Source organism: Pseudomonas khavaziana, assembly GCF_036704165.1.
In the GTDB taxonomy this organism is placed as follows: domain Bacteria; phylum Pseudomonadota; class Gammaproteobacteria; order Pseudomonadales; family Pseudomonadaceae; genus Aquipseudomonas; species Aquipseudomonas khavaziana.
Window position 1 is genome coordinate 1,215,876 of the sequence record NZ_CP129946.1, and the last position, 16,306, is coordinate 1,232,181.

Here is a 16,306-nt window from a genome sequence, read left to right on the forward strand (position 1 = left end):
AAGAGGATCAGCGCAGACCGCGTTGAGTCTCGTCCAGCTCACGGATGTACTTGAAAATTTTACGGCTGGTGGCCGGCGCTTTGTTATGCGCCAGTTCGTGCTGGGCCTGACGAATCAGGGAGCGCAGTTGCTGGCGGTCCGCATCCGGGTAGTCCAGCACGAATTTTTCCAGCACAGCGTCGTCGCCTGCGATCAGGCGGTCTCGCCAACGTTCCAGGTTATGGAAGCGTTCGTTGTACTGGCGCGAGGAGGCATCGGTTTGATCAAGCAAGGCCAGAATGGCGTCAATGTCCTGATCGCGCATCAGCTTGCCAATAAACATGATGTGCCGTTTACGCGCGATATTCGCGCTGTGCTTGGGCGCATCCGCCAAGGCCCGGCGCATTTCGTCGGTCAGTGGCAGTTTGGCAATCAACTCTTTTTTGAGCGTTGTGAGGCGCTCGCCAAGGTCAACCAGCGCATGCAGCTCGCGCTTGACCTGGGTTTTGCTTTTCTCCCCATCGAGGGAGTCGTCGTAAGAATCAACCATGGTGGCAGTCCGCAAAGAAACGCCGCCATGATAACCAGTCGGGGGCCGCTTGTCCGGCCCGGTCGCTCGATGGCCTTAACCGAAAGCAGAATTTGAGTGGAGAAAACCATGAGTGCAGCCCAAAGCGTCGGTCCGCAAGCGTTACCGGCACTGCAGGAACAAGTCGAGCAGATCCTTGCCGAGGCCAAGCGCCAGGGGGCCAGCGCCTGTGAAGTAGCGGTGTCGCTGGAGCAGGGGTTGTCGACGTCGGTGCGCCAGCGAGAAGTGGAAACCGTCGAGTTCAATCGCGACCAGGGGTTTGGTATCACCTTGTACGCAGGCCAGCGCAAAGGCTCGGCCAGCACCTCGGCCAGTGGCCCGGAGGCCATTCGCGAGACCGTTGCCGCCGCACTGGCAATTGCCAGGCACACGTCCGAAGATGAAAGCTCGGGGCTGGCCGACAAGGCGCTGATGGCCAGGGACGTACAGGATTTCGACCTGTTCCACGCCTGGGACATCACCCCCGAGCAAGCCATCGAGCAAGCGCTGATCTGCGAAGCGGCGGCATTCGATACCGATGCCCGGATCAAGAATGCTGATGGCACTACGCTGAGCACCCACCAGGGCTGCCGCGTTTACGGCAACAGCCATGGCTTTATCGGTGGTTATGCTTCGACGCGACATAGCCTCAGCTGCGTGATGATCGCCGAAGCCAATGGCCAGATGCAGCGTGATTACTGGTACGACGTAAATCGCCAGGGCGATTTGTTGGCAGACCCGGTCAGCATTGGCCAGCGTGCCGCGCAACGTGCCGCCAGCCGTCTCGGTGCGCGCCCGGTGCCGACGTGCGAAGTGCCGGTGCTGTTTTCCGCAGAGCTGGCCGGTGGTTTGTTCAGTAGCTTCCTCGGCGCGATTTCCGGAAGCAACCTGTATCGCAAGTCTTCGTTCCTTGAAGGCGCCATCGGTCAGAAGCTGTTTCCAGAGTGGCTGACCATCGACGAGCGCCCGCACCTGATGGGAGCCATGGGCAGTTCGTCGTTCGACGGTGATGGCCTGGCGACCTATGCCAAGCCATTTGTCGAGAAGGGCGAGTTGGTCTCCTATGTATTGGGCACTTATGCCGGTCGCAAGCTTGGCCTGCCAAGCACCGCGAACTCCGGCGGGGTGCATAACCTGTTCGTCACCCATGGTGATGAAGACCAGGCTGCGTTGTTGCGGCGCATGGGGCGTGGGTTGTTGGTCACCGAATTGATGGGCCACGGCCTGAATATGGTCACCGGTGATTACTCTCGCGGTGCGGCGGGGTTCTGGGTGGAAAATGGCGAGATTCAGTTCGCTGTCCAGGAAGTGACAATTGCCGGCAATATGCGCGATATGTTCAAGCAGATCGTTGCCGTGGGGAATGATCTGGAGCTGCGCAGCAATATTCGTACGGGTTCGGTGCTTATCGAGCGGATGACTGTCGCAGGCAGCTGAGCCCCTCAAACCCTCAATCAAAGGCGCGCCATCCGTGGGATGGCGCGCTTTTTTTATGGCTTGGTGACGGGATGATTAATTTCGAGCTCTTGTTTTGATTCTCAATATCATTTAATAATAAATATCATTACCGAATGAGTGTGGATCATGAGTTCTGTCCTGCATGAGGATCCTTACCTGGAAAGCTGGCGTTGGATGAGTCGCCAGATTCGCTGCGGCCTCGATCCCGATGAACCACGCCTGATCGAGCATTATCTCAATGAAGGTCGATATCTGGCGTGTTGCACCGCGACCCATCCGTGGACGATCGCCGAAACCTCATTCCGTTTGCTGATCGACACCGCCAGTGATATCGCGCTCCCCTGGCATTGGCGTTCCATGTGCCTGGACCAGGCATGGCGCCCGCTACGCGACCTGGAAAAGCTCTCCCATTGCCCATGCCGACTCAAGCGCTGGCAGACCTTCGCCTGGCAATTGGCGACCTGCCAATTGAGTCCTTCCATTTCTGTGTCTGACCTTGTGCAAGGATCCTCCGATGAGTAATACCCGTATCGAACGCGACAGCATGGGCGAGTTGAAGGTCCCCGCAGAGGCTTTGTATGGCGCCCAGACCCAGCGTGCGGTGAACAACTTTCCCATCAGCCATCAACGCATGCCGGCGCAATTCATTCGTGCGCTGATCCTGGCCAAGACCGCCGCGGCCAAGGTCAACGTTGACCTCAAGCAAATCAGCGAAGGGCAGGGCAAGGCCATTGTCGATGCCGCCCAAGGCTTGCTGGAAGGCGACTACATGCAGCACTTCCCAGTGGATATCTTCCAGACTGGGTCGGGCACCAGCTCCAACATGAATGCCAACGAAGTGATTGCCACCCTTGCCAGCCGGTTGCTCGGCGAGACGGTCAACCCCAACGACCACGTCAACTGCGGCCAGAGCAGCAACGACATCATCCCCACCACCATTCACGTCAGCGCTGCGTTGGTCCTGCATGAACAAACGCTGCCGGCCCTGCTGCACCTGGTGCAGGTGATCGAGCAAAAGGCCGAAGAGGTTCACTCGTTCATCAAGACCGGCCGTACACATCTCATGGACGCCATGCCAGTACGTATGAGCCAGGTGCTCAATGGCTGGGCGCAGCAGCTCAAGGCCAATATCGGTCACTTGCAGGACCTGCTTCCAGCCTTGCAAGCACTGGCTCAGGGCGGCACCGCCGTGGGTACCGGGATCAACGCGCACCCCGAGTTTGCCGGGCGTTTCAGCCAGCAACTGAGCCGCTTGACCGGGGTGAAGTTCACTCCAGGAACAAACCTGTTTGCGCTGATCGGCTCCCAGGACACTGCTGTCGCTGTCTCCGGCCAGTTGAAAGCCACGGCCGTCTCGCTGATGAAGATCGCCAACGACCTGCGCTGGATGAACTCGGGCCCACTCGCCGGCCTCGGTGAAATTGAACTGGAAGGCTTGCAGCCGGGCTCGTCGATCATGCCGGGCAAAGTCAACCCGGTGATACCGGAGGCCACGGCGATGGTGGCCGCCCAGGTCATCGGCAATGACACGGTGATCACCGTGGCCGGTCAATCGGGCAACTTCGAGCTGAACGTGATGCTGCCGATCATCGCCCAGAACCTGCTCAGCAGCCTTGAATTGCTCGCCAATTCCAGCCGTTTACTGGCGGACAAGGCCATTGCCAGTTTCAAGGTCAACGAGGCCAAGCTCAAGGAGGCGCTGTCGCGCAATCCTATTCTGGTCACTGCGCTCAACCCGATCATTGGTTACCAAAAAGCCGCTGAAATCGCCAAGAAGGCTTATCAGCAAGGCCGCCCGGTGATCGATGTCGCCCTCGAATACACCGACCTGCCGCGTAGCCAACTGGAGGTCCTGCTGGACCCGGAAAAGCTCACGGCCGGCGGCGTGTAATCAACGACCTGCTTTGGAGGCTCACCATGGAGCACTGGAAACGCACGATCGAACGGGCCAATCGCTGTTTTATGGCGGGTGAGCTGGTTGACGCCCGCGAGGCCTATCTGCAAGCCCTGGCCCTGGCCCAAGTGCTGTTCGAGCGCTGGGCGGATGCCGACGAAGCAGTGGCGGCTTGCGTCATTTCCCATCACAACCTGGCGGACCTGCATCTTCGCCTGAACCAGCCTGAGGAAAGCGCAGAGTACCTCTGCGCCATTCACCAGCGCCTGTTGCAGACCATGCAGGACCCGCGCCTCAGCCCGCAATTGCGCGAGGCGGCGTTGCGCCAGAGCAGCAAGACTTATGTCGAGCTGCTGAACTTCATCAGCGATCACGGCGAGTACCCGCGCACGCATCGCTTGTTGGGCGTTGCTGCGCCGCAATCGACTATGTCTCACTATGGAGCACATTGATATGACTTACACCTTGCCGGCCCTGCCTTACGCCTACGATGCCCTCGAGCCGCATATCGACGCGCAAACCATGGAGATTCACTACACCAAGCACCACCAGACCTATATCAACAACCTCAACGCTGCGGTCGAGGGCACTGAGTTCGCCGGTTGGCCGGTGGAGAAACTGGTGTCCAGCGTTCATCAATTGCCGGAAACGCTGCGGGCCGCCGTGATCAATCAAGGCGGCGGGCATGCCAACCATTCACTGTTCTGGGCCGTCATGTCGCCCACCGGCGGCGGTAAGCCAGAGGGTGCGCTCGGTCATGCTATCGACGAACAACTGGGCGGCTATGATCGTTTCAAGGAAGCCTTTACCAAGGCTGCCTTGACCCGCTTCGGCAGTGGCTGGGCCTGGCTCAGCGTCACCCCGCAAAAAAAACTGGTGGTGGAAAGCAGCGGCAACCAGGACAGCCCACTGATGGCTGGCAATACGCCGATCCTGGGCCTGGATGTGTGGGAGCACGCTTACTACCTGCGCTACCAGAACCGTCGCCCGGAATACATCAATGCCTTCTACAGTGTTATCAACTGGCCCGAAGTCGCCGCCCGCTACCAGGCTGCCTTGGCCTGATACTCACCGTATAACAAGATCTAAGGCCGACTATGGGCACTGAAACACTGGCGATCAGTAGCGTGCGAATGTTTCGTTATGCGTTTGGCTCGCTGTTGCTATTGGCTGGTACCGCGTTGCTGGTGGCCCATGGGCTGGCCTGGCTGAACCTGGAGCCCCGCATCCTGCGCGCTTTGCAGGGAGGCGCGATTTGCGCGCTCGGCACGGCGTTGGGCGCGGTCCCAGTGCTGGTGATTCGGCGCATGCCGATAGCGCTGAGCGATACTCTGCTGGGGTTCGGTGCTGGTGTGATGCTGGCGGCGACCGCTTTTTCCCTTGTCGTGCCGGGTATTGCCGCGGCTGAGAGTCTGGGGCTTTCGCCTTGGGAGGCGGGTGGGCTGATCAGCTTCGGCATTATGCTGGGGGCTTTCGGTCTGTACCTGGTCGATCGCAAGGTCTCCGGTGCCAGCCCGGAAATGCTGGTGGGCACACCGGATAAACCGGTGATCCCGCCGCGTATCTGGCTATTTGTGTTTGCCATCATTGCTCACAATATTCCAGAGGGTATGGCTGTGGGTGTCTCGGCGGGTGGTGGCATGCCGGATGCCGATAGTCTGGCCATGGGCATTGCCTTGCAGGACGTACCGGAGGGCCTGGTGATTGCGCTGGTGCTGGCTGGGGCGGGGATGTCGCGGGTCAAAGCTTTTTTGATTGGCGCCGCATCAGGTTTGGTTGAGCCGGTATTTGCGGTGCTTTGCGCCTGGCTGGTGAGCCTGGCCGAGGTGTTATTGCCCTTGGGCCTGGCGCTGGCCGCCGGTGCGATGCTCTTGGTGGTGACCCACGAAGTGATACCCGAATCGCGCCGAAATGGTCACGAAAAGCTCGCCAGCCTCGGGCTGTGCATCGGGTTCTGCCTGATGATGGTGATGGATACGGCGTTGGGCTAAAGCCTGCTCCTGCATCGGCGACTACTCACCTTCATCGAATTTGTTATTGATCAGCTCAACCAAAGCGTCCATCGCTTCCTGCTCCTGCTCGCCTTCGGTCTTCAGGTGAATCTTGGTGCCCTTGCCGGCCGCCAGCATCATCATCGCCATGATGCTCTTGCCATCGACCATGGATTCCGGCGTACGACCAGCGCGGATCTGACAAGGATACTTCCCGGCCACGCCGACGAATTTGGCCGAGGCCCGGGCGTGCAGGCCTAACTTGTTGATGATTTCAATTTCCCGAGCCGGCATCGCAGTGGTGTTCCTTTCAGCTAAGGTCGCGGTGGCGGACCTGGACGTTCTTGAGGGTTTGTTGCAATACCTGGCCCAGCCGTTCAGTCAGATAGACGGAGCGGTGGTGGCCGCCGGTGCAACCAATGGCAATGGTGACGTAGGCGCGATTGCTCGCGGCAAAGCGTGGCAACCATTTGAGCAGGTAGCTGGAGATATCCTGGAACATCTCTTCCACATCCGGTTGCGCAGCCAGGTAGTCTGCCACAGGCTGGTCCAGCCCGGACTGATCGCGCAATTCTGGCTTCCAATAGGGGTTGGGCAGGCAGCGCACATCGAACACCAGGTCGGCATCCACCGGCATGCCACGTTTGAAGCCGAATGATTCGACCAGGAATGCAGTGCCGGGCTCGGGCTGGTTCAGCAGGCGCAGCTTGATCGCATCGCGCAACTGATACAGATTCAGGTTGGTGGTGTTGATCTTGAGGTCGGCCAGATCAATGATCGGCCCGAGCAGCTTGGTCTCGTCCTCGATGGCTTCAGCCAGGGAGCGGTTGGCGCTGCTGAGCGGGTGGCGGCGACGAGTTTCTGAGAAGCGTTTGAGCAATGTTTCTTCGTCGGCATCCAGGTACAGCACATCGCAATGAATATGCTTGGCGCGCACCTCTTCCAGCAGTTCCGGGAACCGCGATAGGTGGCTGGGCAGGTTGCGGGCATCGATAGACACAGCGACCAGAGGTTGCGCCAATTCAGTATGGATCAGTGCGCGTTCTGCCAGCTCCGGCAGCAGGCCGGCGGGCAAATTGTCGATGCAATAGAAACCGTTGTCCTCAAGGACATTGAGGGCGGTGCTTTTACCTGAGCCGGAACGGCCGCTGACGATGATCAAACGCATGATTACTGCCCGTTTTGTTCATCCAAGACGACCTGATAGAGCGCCTCATTGCTGCTGGCACTGCGCAGTTTGTCACGTACTTCCTTGCGGTCGAGCATGCTGGCGATCTGTCGGAGCAGCTCCAGGTGCGCATCGGTGGCAGCTTCCGGGACCAGCAGCACGAACAGCAGGTCGACCGGGGCGCCATCGATGGCGTCGAAATCGATGGGTTTTTCCAAATGCAGCAGCGCACTGACAGGCGTGTCGCAGCCTTTAAGGCGGCAATGGGGAATCGCAATGCCGTTGCCAAAACCGGTCGAACCGAGTTTTTCACGGGCAATCAGGGCCTCGAAGACATCTTGCATCTCCAGTTCAGGCACTTGGCTACTGATCAGGTTGGCAATTTGCTCGAGGGCTTTCTTCTTGCTGCCGCCCGGCGCGTTCACAAGGGAACGGCCGGGGGTCAGGATGGTTTCAAGTCGGATCATGGGGGGAGAGTTAACGACCTGTACCTTGCATCAGGTGCAGATTCTTTTCCTTATGCTTTATGAGTTGGCGGTCGAGCTTGTCGTAGAGCGAGTCAATCGCCGCGTACATGTCTTCATGTTCTGCATTGGCAACGAGCTTCGCATTCGGTACGTGGAGGGTTGCCTCGATTTTCTGCTTGAGCTTATCGACCTCCATGATGACCTGCACGTTGGTGATCTTGTCAAAATGCCCCGCAAGCTTGTTCAGCTTGCTCTCGGTGTACTCACGCAGGGGCTTGGTGACTTCAAGTTGGTGTCCACTGATGTTGACTTGCATACAGCTTCTCCTTCGTTGCCAGTGCATAAAGCGGCAGGCAAAACGCCTGCCACTGGAACGCTGTGGCCTGCCCGTCACATCAAACGCTTACGCTCGCTGGAAGGCGCGATCCCAAGGGACTCGCGGTACTTGGCGACGGTTCGACGGGCGACCTGAATGCCTTGTGCCTCCAGTAAACCAGCGATCTTGCTGTCACTCAACGGCTTTTTCTGATTTTCCGCGGCAACCAGTTTTTTGATGATCGCGCGGATCGCCGTGGAGGAGCATTCACCGCCCTCGGAGGTGCTGACGTGGCTGGAGAAAAAGTATTTCAGCTCATAAATACCCCGTGGGGTATGCATGAATTTCTGCGTGGTTACCCGGGAAATCGTCGATTCATGCATGCCGACCGCTTCGGCGATATCGTGCAGGACCAGAGGCTTCATGGCTTCGTCGCCGTATTCCAGGAAACCGCGTTGGTGCTCGACGATCTGGGTCGCGACCTTCATCAAGGTCTCGTTGCGGCTTTGCAGGCTCTTGATGAACCAGCGCGCTTCCTGCAGCTGGTTGCGCATGAAGGTATTGTCGGCGCTGGTATCGGCGCGGCGCACAAAACCGGCGTATTGCGGGTTGACCCGCAGACGGGGTACCGATTCCTGGTTCAACTCGACCAGCCAGCGTTCGTTGTCCTTGCGCACGATCACATCCGGGACGACATATTCGGCCTCGCTGGATTCGATCTGCGAGCCGGGGCGCGGGTTGAGGCTCTGCACCAGCTCGATGACCTGGCGCAACTCGTCTTCCTTGAGCTTCATGCGGCGCATCAGCTGGCTGTAGTCGCGACTGCCCAGCAGATCGATGTAGTCCGACACCAGGCGTTTGGCTTCGGCCAACCAAGGCGTTTTGGCCGGCAGTTGGCGCAGTTGCAGCAGCAGGCACTCGCTGAGGGTGCGGGCGCCAATGCCTGCGGGCTCGAATTGCTGGATGCGATGCAGGACGGCTTCGATTTCGTCCAGCTCGATGTCCAGCTCAGGGTCAAAGGCCTCTAGGATTTCGTCGAGGGTTTCGTCCAGGTAGCCCTGGTTGTTGATGCAGTCAATCAGGGTGACTGCGATCAGGCGATCGGTGTCGGACATCGGTGCCAGGTTGAGCTGCCACAGCAGGTGGCTCTGCAGGCTTTCGCCGACAGAGGTGCGGGTGGTGAAGTCCCACTCGTCATCATCATTGCTCGGCAGGCTGCTGGCGCTGGTCTGGTACACGTCCTCCCATGCAGTATCCACGGGAAGCTCGTTGGGAATGCGTTCGTTCCATTCGCCGTCCTCGAGGTTATCCACCGTAGGGGCGGTTTCCTGATAGGAGGGTTCCTGCACATCGGGGTTGGGTTTTTGCTCGATGTTATCGGCCAGCGGGTCGGCATTGTCGAAGTCGTCGCCTTCTTCCTGGCGTTCGAGCATCGGATTGGACTCCAGGGCCTCCTGGATTTCCTGTTGCAGGTCCAGGGTCGACAATTGGAGCAGGCGGATGGCCTGTTGCAGCTGCGGTGTCATCGTCAGCTGCTGGCCCATTCTCAGGACTAGCGATGGTTTCATGGCAGGGGCTTAACACCTTATTCGCCGGCGCAATGCGCCATCCACGACAGGGCGCGTGAGCGCCAAACATAAGCAAATTATATGCCTGATCTCGGGGCCTTTGCCTAGAGCGCGGTAACAATAAAAAAACTAAGGTTTCTATTGACTCCTGCGCGCTCCCGGGAAAGGCGCGAAACCACTGCGCCTACAGGCGGAACTCGTGACCCAGATACACTTCCTTGACCAGCTCGTTGGCCAGGATAGTCTCGGCATCGCCTTCGGCAATCAGCTGGCCATCGTTGACGATATAGGCAGTTTCGCAGATATCGAGGGTTTCACGCACGTTGTGGTCGGTGATCAGTACACCAATGCCCTTGGCCTTGAGGTGGTGGATGATCTGCTTGATATCGCCCACCGAGATCGGGTCGACACCGGCAAACGGTTCATCCAGCAGGATGAACTTCGGTGCGGTCGCCAGGGCGCGGGCGATTTCCACGCGACGACGCTCGCCACCGGACAGGCTCATGCCGAGGTTGTCGCGAATGTGGTTGATGTGGAATTCCTGCAGCAGGCTTTCCAGCTCTTTGCGGCGGCCATCGCGATCGAGTTCCTTGCGGGTCTCCAGGATCGCCATGATGTTGTCGGCCACCGACAGTTTACGGAAGATCGACGCTTCTTGCGGAAGATAGCCGATACCTGCCCGCGCACGACCATGCATTGGCTGGTGGCTGACATCCAGATCGTCTATCAATACCCGACCCTGGTCGGCTTGGACCAGCCCGACGATCATATAGAAACAGGTGGTCTTGCCGGCACCATTGGGGCCGAGCAAGCCGACGATCTGGCCGCTGTCGATCGACAGGCTGACGTCACGTACAACCTGGCGGCTTTTATAGGCCTTGGCCAGGTGCTGGGCTTTCAGGGTCGCCATTACTCGGCCTTCTTCTTCGGCTGGATAACCATGTCGATACGCGGACGAGGTGCGGTGACCTTGTTGCCATTGGCGCGACCGGCCTGGGCGACCTGGGTCTGGGTGTTGTAGACGATTTTCTCGCCTTCGGTCGAGTTGCCGTCGGCGCTCAGCACCTTGGCCTGGTCGATCAATACAATGCGATTTTGCTGGGCATGGTATTGAATGGTCTTGCCGTAGCCCTTCATCGGGCCTGGATCTTCTGCCTTCTGCTTCTGTTCGAAGTAAGCGAGGTTGCCCACTGAGGTCACGACATCGATATCGCCGGCCTGGGTACGCGTCAGGGTCACCGTATTACCGGTGATCTTCATCGAGCCCTGGGTGATGATCACGCCGCCGGTGTAGGTGGCAACACCTTGTTTGTCATCCAGCTGAGCATCGTCAGCCGAGATGTGGATCGGTTGCTGGCTATCGTTCGGCAGAGCCCAGGCGCTCACGCTTCCCAGTGCTGCGCCCAGACCGAGCAAAATAGGGAGGGTTTTAACGAGCCTCATACTGTCCTCTTACGTTCGATAGCAGGTGTATCCTGCTTTCTTTCAAATACGCTTTCATTCCCTTGCCAGTCGATACACCGCCAGCGCCGTCGATTCTAACGTCTTGCTCGGTCTGCGCATATTGCTTCTGTGGGAATACCGTCATGCGACTGCTGGTAATGATGGTGTCGCGGTTCTGCGCGTCTGTACGTGCGACGCGCACCGAGTCGATCAGTTCAACTTCGGTGCCGTCCGGGTTGACCTCGCCACGCTTGCTGGTGACGTGCCATGGAAATTCGGTGCCGCGATACAGGTTCAGGTCCGGATTGGTCAGCAGGCTGACTTCCGAGGCCTTCAGGTGTTCGACCTTGTCCGACGTCATTTCATACTGCACCTTCCCATCGGGCAGGTACTGGATGCTGTAGGCGTTCGTGGCGTAATAGTCGATAACGCCTTCGTCAACCTGCGCAACAGGCTTGTCGAGAAAGCGCCCCGGGCTGATATTCCAGTAGCCCACCGCCAGGAGCAGCGCGGCGATGACCCCGAATAGCAGGAAGTTGCGGATCTTTTTACTCAGCATATAACGCTCTATAGGTAGGCGGCGTGGGCCGCTTCAAGACTGTCCTGGGCACGCAGGATCAACTCGCAGAACTCGCGGGCGGCACCCTCGCCGCCACGGGCGGTGGTGATGCCATGGGCGTGTTCGCGTACAAACGCCGCGGCATTCGCGACGGCCATGCCCAGGCCCACCCGGCGAATCACCGGCAGGTCGGGCAGGTCGTCACCCAAATAGGCGACCTGTTCATAGCTTAGGTTGAGTTGGCCAAGAAGCTCGTCCAGCACCACCAGTTTATCCTCACGGCCCTGATACAGGTGAGCAATCCCCAGGTTTTGTGCGCGGCGTTCCACAACCGGTGTCTTTCGACCGCTGATAATCGCCGTTTGCACACCGGCCGCCATGAGCATCTTGATGCCCTGGCCATCGAGGGTGTTGAACGTCTTGAATTCGCTGCCATCTTCGAGGAAGTACAGGCGGCCATCAGTCAGCACGCCGTCAACGTCGAAAATCGCCAGCTTGATGTTTTTACCGCGTTGCAACAGGTCGCTGTTCATCTACATCACTCCTGCGCGCAGCAAGTCGCCAAGGTTAAGGGCCCCGACCGGGCGATCATCGTTGTCGACGACGATGAGTGCGCCGATCCGGTGGTCTTCCATGATTTTCAGGGCTTCCGCCGCGAGCATTTCAGCGCGGGCGGTCTTGCCGTGAGGTGTCATGACGGCGTCGATGGTTGCAGTGTGGATATCAATAGTGCGGTCCAGGGTTCGACGCAGGTCGCCGTCGGTGAATATCCCGGCCAGGCGCCCATCGGGTTCGAGGATCGCCGTCATGCCCAGGCCCTTGCGGGTCATTTCCATCAGCGCATCCCTGAGCAGGGTGCCGCGTGGAACGCTTGGCAGTTCGGCGCCCGAATGCATGACATTATCCACTTTCAGCAGCAGGCGACGGCCGAGCGCGCCGCCGGGGTGGGAAAATGCGAAGTCTTCGGCGGTGAAGCCGCGGGCCTCCAGGAGCGCCACGGCCAGCGCATCGCCCATGACCAGCGCCGCGGTGGTGGAGGAGGTGGGAGCCAGGTTCAGCGGGCAGGCCTCGTGGGTCACATGCACGTTCAGGTTGACGTCGGCAGCCTTGGCCAGCGTCGATTCCGGGTTGCCGGTGAGGCTGATCATCTGGATGCCCAGGCGCTTGATCAGGGGTAACAGGGTCACGATTTCGTTGGTGGTGCCGGAGTTGGACAGCGCCAGGATCACGTCATCCTTGGTGATCATTCCCATGTCGCCATGGCTTGCTTCGGCCGGGTGCACGAAAAACGCGGTGGTCCCGGTACTTGCCAAGGTGGCGGCGATCTTGTTGCCGACGTGGCCGGACTTGCCCATGCCGACCACGACAACGCGGCCCTTGCTGGCCAGAATCATCTCGCAGGCGCGTACGAAATCTGCGTCGATATGGGCCAGCAAACCTTCTACGGCTTCAAGCTCGAGGCGGATAGTACGTTGTGCAGATTGAATAAGCTCGCTGGATTGGCTCATGTCTTAATCGTATAGCCTGACGAAAAGTCGGCGATTATAGCTGTAATGATCAATTCGCTCACGTAAGTTCGTCAGGGTTTGTGCGCGAAGTACATGAAAATCATCGTCGGTAACATAGGAGGCAACGTTTTTTCCCTGTCCCAAATCTGAACGAGCGCTGTTCCGGCCTTGGGCGCTCTGTACCAGCAGTGATATAGTTCGCCGCCAGTTCGGTCCACCCAACCCATGTACCTAACTATTGCGCATCCTTTGCAAACCAAAGTCGCACACATGGTGTCTGAGTGAAAGGCTGCATCCCAAGGAGATTAGATGAGTGCCGATAACGCCTACGCGGTCGAGCTGAAGGGTCTTTCCTTCAAGCGCGGGACGCGCAGCATCTTCAATAACGTCGATATTCGCATTCCTCGCGGCAAGGTCACGGGCATCATGGGGCCTTCCGGTTGCGGCAAGACCACCCTGTTGCGCCTGATGGGCATGCAACTGCGGCCCAGTGCGGGCGAAGTGTGGGTCAATGGCCAGAATCTGCCGACCCTGTCGCGCAGCGACCTGTTCGATGCGCGCAAGCATATGGGCGTGCTGTTCCAGAGCGGCGCGCTGTTCACCGACCTCGATGTTTTCGAAAACGTAGCCTTCCCGCTGCGGGTGCACACCCAGCTGTCCGATGAAATGATTCGTGACATCGTGTTGCTGAAACTGCAGGCCGTGGGCCTTCGTGGTGCCATCGACCTGATGCCCGACGAATTGTCCGGCGGCATGAAGCGCCGTGTCGCCCTGGCGCGAGCCATCGCCCTCGACCCACAGATCCTCATGTACGACGAGCCATTCGTTGGCCAGGACCCGATCGCCATGGGCGTGCTGGTGCGCCTGATCCGTCTGCTCAACGATGCGCTGGGGATCACCAGTATCGTGGTGTCTCACGATTTGGCCGAAACCGCGAGCATCGCCGACTACCTCTATGTAGTGGGTGATGGCCAAGTGCTGGGGCAGGGTACGCCTGAAGAGTTGATGAACGCCGATAACCCGCGCATTCGCCAATTCATGACCGGCGATCCCGATGGCCCGGTGCCTTTTCACTTTCCGGCAGCGGACTACCGCTCAGATCTTCTGGGGAAGCGCTGATGCGCAAGACATCTCTCATCGAGAAGGTTCGCCTTTTCGGTCGCTCGGGTATCGACATCGTCGAAGTCCTGGGGCGTTCGACCATTTTCCTGTTCCACGCCCTGCTGGGCCGCGGCGGCATCGGCGGCGGCTTTGGCCTGCTGCTCAAGCAGTTGCATGCAGTCGGCGTGATGTCCCTGGTGATCATCGTGGTCTCCGGGGTGTTCATCGGCATGGTGCTGGCGCTGCAGGGCTTCAACATCCTGTCCAGCTACGGTTCGGAGCAGGCGGTAGGCCAGATGGTGGCCCTGACCCTGCTGCGTGAGCTTGGCCCGGTGGTCACCGCCTTGTTGTTCGCGGGGCGTGCAGGTTCGGCGTTGACCGCCGAAATCGGCAACATGAAGTCCACCGAGCAGCTGTCCAGCCTGGAAATGATCGGCGTGGACCCGCTCAAGTACATTGTTGCCCCGCGCCTGTGGGCCGGCTTCATTTCCCTGCCATTGCTGGCGATGATTTTCAGCGTGGTGGGTATCTGGGGTGGTTCGTGGGTGGCGGTTGACTGGTTGGGCGTCTATGACGGCTCCTACTGGGCCAACATGCAAAACAGCGTGACCTTCACCGGTGACGTGCTCAACGGCATCATAAAGAGCATTGTCTTTGCCTTTGTGGTGACCTGGATCGCCGTATTCCAAGGCTATGACTGCGAGCCCACCTCAGAAGGGATCAGTCGCGCCACCACCAAGACCGTTGTGTACGCCTCGTTGGCGGTACTGGGCCTTGACTTCATTTTGACCGCCTTGATGTTTGGAGATTTCTGATGCAAAACCGCACTGTGGAAATCGGTGTCGGCCTTTTCTTGCTGGCTGGCATCCTGGCTTTACTGTTGTTGGCCCTGCGAGTCAGCGGCCTTTCGGCCAGCCCCACCGCCGATACATATAAACTTTACGCGTACTTCGACAATATCGCCGGTTTGACGGTCAGAGCTAAAGTGACCATGGCCGGCGTTACCATCGGCAAGGTCACGGCAATCGATCTGGATCGCGACAGCTTCACCGGGCGGGTGACCATGCAGTTGGACAAGAAGGTAGATAATCTGCCGACTGACTCCACGGCATCTATCCTCACTGCGGGTCTGCTGGGCGAGAAATACATCGGTGTCAGCGTGGGCGGGGAAACAGCCCTGCTCAAGGATGGTTCGACCATCCACGACACGCAGTCGTCGCTGGTGCTTGAAGACCTGATCGGTAAATTCCTGCTCAATACGGTCAATAAAGACGCTAAATGAGGAATCTGTTCATGATCTCTACCTTGCGACGTGGCCTGCTGGTACTGCTTGCAGCGTTGCCGCTGATGGCCAACGCGGCAGGTTCTGCGCACGATTTGGTGCAGGACACGACCAGCCGGATGCTGGCCGACCTGAAGGCTAACAAAGAGCAGTACAAACAAGACCCTTCCCGGTTCTACCAAGCACTCAACACCATTGTTGGCCCGGTGGTCGATGCCGAAGGCATTTCCAAAAGCATCATGACGGTCAAGTATTCGCGCAAGGCAACCCCGGCGCAGATGCAGACGTTCCAGGAAAACTTCAAGCGTGGCCTGTTCCAGTTCTACGGCAACGCTCTGCTGGAATACAACAACCAGGGCATCGTCGTTGACCCTGCCAAGGAGGAGTCGGGCGACCGTGCCGAGGTCGGCATGAAGGTCTCGGGCAGCAATGGCGCGATCTATCCGGTGTCCTACACCCTGACGAAAATCAACGGTGAGTGGAAGCTACGCAACGTGGTCATCAACGGCATCAACATCGGCAAGCTGTTCCGTGACCAGTTCGCCGATGCGATGCAGCGCAATGGCAATGACCTGGACAAGACCATCAATGGTTGGGCCGGTGAAGTGGCCAAGGCCAAGGAAGAAACCGACAAAGCTGCCGGGAAGCCTGCGCAATGACCGAGTCGGCTGTTCGTATCGGCGACGCCGGCGAGCTGTTCCTCAGCGGCGTGCTGGATTACCGTACCGGGCCTGACCTGCGTAAGCAGGGCCAGGCGCTGATCAAGGCCAGCAAGGCGCCCGAAGTGGTGCTCGATTGCTCGGCGGTGACTAAATCCAGCAGTGTCGGCCTGTCGTTGTTGCTGTGCTTCATGCGCGATGCCGAGGCGGCCAGAAAGCCGGTCAGCATCCGCGCATTGCCCGAAGACATGCGTGAGATCGCCCAGGTTTCTGGTCTGACCGAGCTGCTGGCGCATCCTTAAGACACACTTTCAGGAAAGCCCCCCGTCAGAGTCCTGCTATGCG

22 protein-coding genes are annotated in these 16,306 nt (G+C 58.9%); 11 read left to right on the top strand and 11 right to left on the bottom strand.

The genetic code is table 11. The features are described 5' to 3' along the window. Nucleotides 1-7 precede the first annotated feature (7 nt). On the bottom strand, nt 8-529 hold the full coding sequence (gene yjgA / locus QYQ93_RS05315) for a ribosome biogenesis factor YjgA (protein WP_043048581.1): 522 nt from the start codon (nt 527-529) through the stop codon (nt 8-10). Nucleotides 530-637: 108 nt separating this feature from the next. Between yjgA and pmbA the strand changes: the two genes are divergently transcribed. From pmbA to QYQ93_RS05345, 6 genes are all read left to right on the top strand, one after another. Further along, complete coding sequence (gene pmbA, locus QYQ93_RS05320) at nt 638-1,984, top strand: metalloprotease PmbA (protein ID WP_338476480.1); 1,347 nt, start codon at nt 638-640, stop codon at nt 1,982-1,984. A gap of 147 nt (nt 1,985-2,131) precedes the next feature. Further along, nucleotides 2,132-2,527, top strand: a complete 396-nt coding sequence (locus QYQ93_RS05325) for a hypothetical protein (protein ID WP_043050750.1) — start codon at nt 2,132-2,134, stop codon at nt 2,525-2,527. Beyond that, a complete protein-coding gene (locus tag QYQ93_RS05330; protein WP_338476481.1) occupies nt 2,520-3,896 on the top strand; it encodes a class II fumarate hydratase in 1,377 nt (458 codons plus the stop codon). Before QYQ93_RS05325 ends, QYQ93_RS05330 begins: the two co-directional genes overlap by 8 nt. 26 nt (nt 3,897-3,922) lie before the next feature. Beyond that, the gene (locus QYQ93_RS05335) at nt 3,923-4,351 is read left to right on the top strand and encodes a hypothetical protein (RefSeq protein ID WP_043050752.1); all 429 of its coding nucleotides are present in this window, start codon (nt 3,923-3,925) and stop codon (nt 4,349-4,351) included. A 1-nt stretch (nt 4,352) separates the two neighbouring features. Then, the gene (locus tag QYQ93_RS05340) at nt 4,353-4,964 is read left to right on the top strand and encodes a superoxide dismutase (RefSeq protein ID WP_043050753.1); all 612 of its coding nucleotides are present in this window, start codon (nt 4,353-4,355) and stop codon (nt 4,962-4,964) included. Between the two features lie 32 nt (nt 4,965-4,996). Then, a complete protein-coding gene (locus QYQ93_RS05345) occupies nt 4,997-5,890 on the top strand; it encodes a ZIP family metal transporter (protein ID WP_217880093.1) in 894 nt (297 codons plus the stop codon). Between the two features lie 21 nt (nt 5,891-5,911). Here the strand turns inward: QYQ93_RS05345 and QYQ93_RS05350 are convergent, their stop codons facing one another. The 10 genes from QYQ93_RS05350 to QYQ93_RS05395 form a co-directional block, all read right to left on the bottom strand. Beyond that, nucleotides 5,912-6,184: an HPr family phosphocarrier protein gene (locus tag QYQ93_RS05350; protein ID WP_217880094.1), complete on the bottom strand. Its 273-nt coding sequence runs from the start codon at nt 6,182-6,184 to the stop codon at nt 5,912-5,914. 16 nt (nt 6,185-6,200) lie between these two features. After that, nucleotides 6,201-7,058: an RNase adapter RapZ gene (gene rapZ / locus QYQ93_RS05355; protein WP_043050756.1), complete on the bottom strand. Its 858-nt coding sequence runs from the start codon at nt 7,056-7,058 to the stop codon at nt 6,201-6,203. Between the two features lie 2 nt (nt 7,059-7,060). Beyond that, nucleotides 7,061-7,525 (bottom strand): PTS IIA-like nitrogen regulatory protein PtsN, encoded by a 465-nt coding sequence (ptsN, locus tag QYQ93_RS05360; RefSeq protein WP_043050757.1) that lies wholly within the window; start codon nt 7,523-7,525, stop codon nt 7,061-7,063. A gap of 10 nt (nt 7,526-7,535) precedes the next feature. Next, nucleotides 7,536-7,841, bottom strand: a complete 306-nt coding sequence (gene hpf, locus QYQ93_RS05365) for a ribosome hibernation-promoting factor, HPF/YfiA family (protein ID WP_003171804.1) — start codon at nt 7,839-7,841, stop codon at nt 7,536-7,538. A gap of 74 nt (nt 7,842-7,915) precedes the next feature. Next, on the bottom strand, nt 7,916-9,409 hold the full coding sequence (locus tag QYQ93_RS05370) for an RNA polymerase factor sigma-54 (protein WP_043050758.1): 1,494 nt from the start codon (nt 9,407-9,409) through the stop codon (nt 7,916-7,918). Between the two features lie 184 nt (nt 9,410-9,593). Next, nucleotides 9,594-10,319 carry an LPS export ABC transporter ATP-binding protein gene (gene lptB / locus QYQ93_RS05375; protein WP_005784841.1) on the bottom strand — a complete coding sequence of 242 codons (726 nt, stop codon included), beginning with the start codon at nt 10,317-10,319 and terminating at the stop codon, nt 9,594-9,596. Further along, nucleotides 10,319-10,852 carry a lipopolysaccharide transport periplasmic protein LptA gene (gene lptA / locus QYQ93_RS05380; protein ID WP_043050759.1) on the bottom strand — a complete coding sequence of 178 codons (534 nt, stop codon included), beginning with the start codon at nt 10,850-10,852 and terminating at the stop codon, nt 10,319-10,321. Before lptA ends, lptB begins: the two co-directional genes overlap by 1 nt. Continuing rightward, nucleotides 10,839-11,411 carry an LPS export ABC transporter periplasmic protein LptC gene (gene lptC, locus QYQ93_RS05385; protein ID WP_043050760.1) on the bottom strand — a complete coding sequence of 191 codons (573 nt, stop codon included), beginning with the start codon at nt 11,409-11,411 and terminating at the stop codon, nt 10,839-10,841. The genes lptA and lptC overlap by 14 nt, the downstream gene beginning before the upstream one ends. An 8-nt stretch (nt 11,412-11,419) precedes the next feature. Beyond that, nucleotides 11,420-11,944 carry a KdsC family phosphatase gene (locus QYQ93_RS05390; protein ID WP_043050761.1) on the bottom strand — a complete coding sequence of 175 codons (525 nt, stop codon included), beginning with the start codon at nt 11,942-11,944 and terminating at the stop codon, nt 11,420-11,422. Further along, nucleotides 11,945-12,919 (bottom strand): KpsF/GutQ family sugar-phosphate isomerase, encoded by a 975-nt coding sequence (locus QYQ93_RS05395; protein WP_338476483.1) that lies wholly within the window; start codon nt 12,917-12,919, stop codon nt 11,945-11,947. It abuts the gene before it with no gap. Nucleotides 12,920-13,228: 309 nt separating this feature from the next. Here QYQ93_RS05395 and QYQ93_RS05400 point away from each other — a divergent pair, with 309 nt between their 5' ends. From QYQ93_RS05400 to QYQ93_RS05420, 5 genes are read left to right on the top strand one after another with little or no spacing between them, the layout of a single operon-like run. Next, entirely contained in the window at nt 13,229-14,038 is an 810-nt protein-coding gene (locus tag QYQ93_RS05400) for an ATP-binding cassette domain-containing protein (protein WP_003216128.1), read from the top strand. Next, on the top strand, nt 14,038-14,835 hold the full coding sequence (gene mlaE / locus QYQ93_RS05405) for a lipid asymmetry maintenance ABC transporter permease subunit MlaE (RefSeq protein ID WP_043050763.1): 798 nt from the start codon (nt 14,038-14,040) through the stop codon (nt 14,833-14,835). Before QYQ93_RS05400 ends, mlaE begins: the two co-directional genes overlap by 1 nt. Beyond that, nucleotides 14,835-15,302 carry an outer membrane lipid asymmetry maintenance protein MlaD gene (mlaD, locus tag QYQ93_RS05410; protein WP_003171814.1) on the top strand — a complete coding sequence of 156 codons (468 nt, stop codon included), beginning with the start codon at nt 14,835-14,837 and terminating at the stop codon, nt 15,300-15,302. The genes mlaE and mlaD overlap by 1 nt, the downstream gene beginning before the upstream one ends. A gap of 11 nt (nt 15,303-15,313) precedes the next feature. Further along, a complete protein-coding gene (locus QYQ93_RS05415; RefSeq protein WP_043050764.1) occupies nt 15,314-15,961 on the top strand; it encodes an MlaC/ttg2D family ABC transporter substrate-binding protein in 648 nt (215 codons plus the stop codon). Continuing rightward, nucleotides 15,958-16,263, top strand: coding sequence for an STAS domain-containing protein (locus tag QYQ93_RS05420; protein ID WP_043050765.1), 306 nt, complete (start codon nt 15,958-15,960; stop codon nt 16,261-16,263). Before QYQ93_RS05415 ends, QYQ93_RS05420 begins: the two co-directional genes overlap by 4 nt. Nucleotides 16,264-16,306: the final 43 nt, after the last annotated feature.

Coding starts and splice junctions, on each gene's coding strand:
- QYQ93_RS05335 (WP_043050752.1), top strand. CDS start 3,923: ATGGAGCACTGGAAACGCACGATCGAACGGGCCAATCGCTGTTTTATG.
- QYQ93_RS05325 (WP_043050750.1), top strand. CDS start 2,132: ATGAGTTCTGTCCTGCATGAGGATCCTTACCTGGAAAGCTGGCGTTGG.
- lptC (WP_043050760.1), bottom strand. CDS start 11,411: ATGCTGAGTAAAAAGATCCGCAACTTCCTGCTATTCGGGGTCATCGCC.
- hpf (WP_003171804.1), bottom strand. CDS start 7,841: ATGCAAGTCAACATCAGTGGACACCAACTTGAAGTCACCAAGCCCCTG.
- ptsN (WP_043050757.1), bottom strand. CDS start 7,525: ATGATCCGACTTGAAACCATCCTGACCCCCGGCCGTTCCCTTGTGAAC.
- QYQ93_RS05330 (WP_338476481.1), top strand. CDS start 2,520: ATGAGTAATACCCGTATCGAACGCGACAGCATGGGCGAGTTGAAGGTC.
- mlaD (WP_003171814.1), top strand. CDS start 14,835: ATGCAAAACCGCACTGTGGAAATCGGTGTCGGCCTTTTCTTGCTGGCT.
- QYQ93_RS05400 (WP_003216128.1), top strand. CDS start 13,229: ATGAGTGCCGATAACGCCTACGCGGTCGAGCTGAAGGGTCTTTCCTTC.
- QYQ93_RS05340 (WP_043050753.1), top strand. CDS start 4,353: ATGACTTACACCTTGCCGGCCCTGCCTTACGCCTACGATGCCCTCGAG.
- QYQ93_RS05370 (WP_043050758.1), bottom strand. CDS start 9,409: ATGAAACCATCGCTAGTCCTGAGAATGGGCCAGCAGCTGACGATGACA.
- QYQ93_RS05420 (WP_043050765.1), top strand. CDS start 15,958: ATGACCGAGTCGGCTGTTCGTATCGGCGACGCCGGCGAGCTGTTCCTC.
- lptA (WP_043050759.1), bottom strand. CDS start 10,852: ATGAGGCTCGTTAAAACCCTCCCTATTTTGCTCGGTCTGGGCGCAGCA.
- QYQ93_RS05390 (WP_043050761.1), bottom strand. CDS start 11,944: ATGAACAGCGACCTGTTGCAACGCGGTAAAAACATCAAGCTGGCGATT.
- QYQ93_RS05345 (WP_217880093.1), top strand. CDS start 4,997: ATGGGCACTGAAACACTGGCGATCAGTAGCGTGCGAATGTTTCGTTAT.
- lptB (WP_005784841.1), bottom strand. CDS start 10,319: ATGGCGACCCTGAAAGCCCAGCACCTGGCCAAGGCCTATAAAAGCCGC.
- pmbA (WP_338476480.1), top strand. CDS start 638: ATGAGTGCAGCCCAAAGCGTCGGTCCGCAAGCGTTACCGGCACTGCAG.
- QYQ93_RS05415 (WP_043050764.1), top strand. CDS start 15,314: ATGATCTCTACCTTGCGACGTGGCCTGCTGGTACTGCTTGCAGCGTTG.
- mlaE (WP_043050763.1), top strand. CDS start 14,038: ATGCGCAAGACATCTCTCATCGAGAAGGTTCGCCTTTTCGGTCGCTCG.
- QYQ93_RS05350 (WP_217880094.1), bottom strand. CDS start 6,184: ATGCCGGCTCGGGAAATTGAAATCATCAACAAGTTAGGCCTGCACGCC.
- rapZ (WP_043050756.1), bottom strand. CDS start 7,058: ATGCGTTTGATCATCGTCAGCGGCCGTTCCGGCTCAGGTAAAAGCACC.
- QYQ93_RS05395 (WP_338476483.1), bottom strand. CDS start 12,919: ATGAGCCAATCCAGCGAGCTTATTCAATCTGCACAACGTACTATCCGC.
- yjgA (WP_043048581.1), bottom strand. CDS start 529: ATGGTTGATTCTTACGACGACTCCCTCGATGGGGAGAAAAGCAAAACC.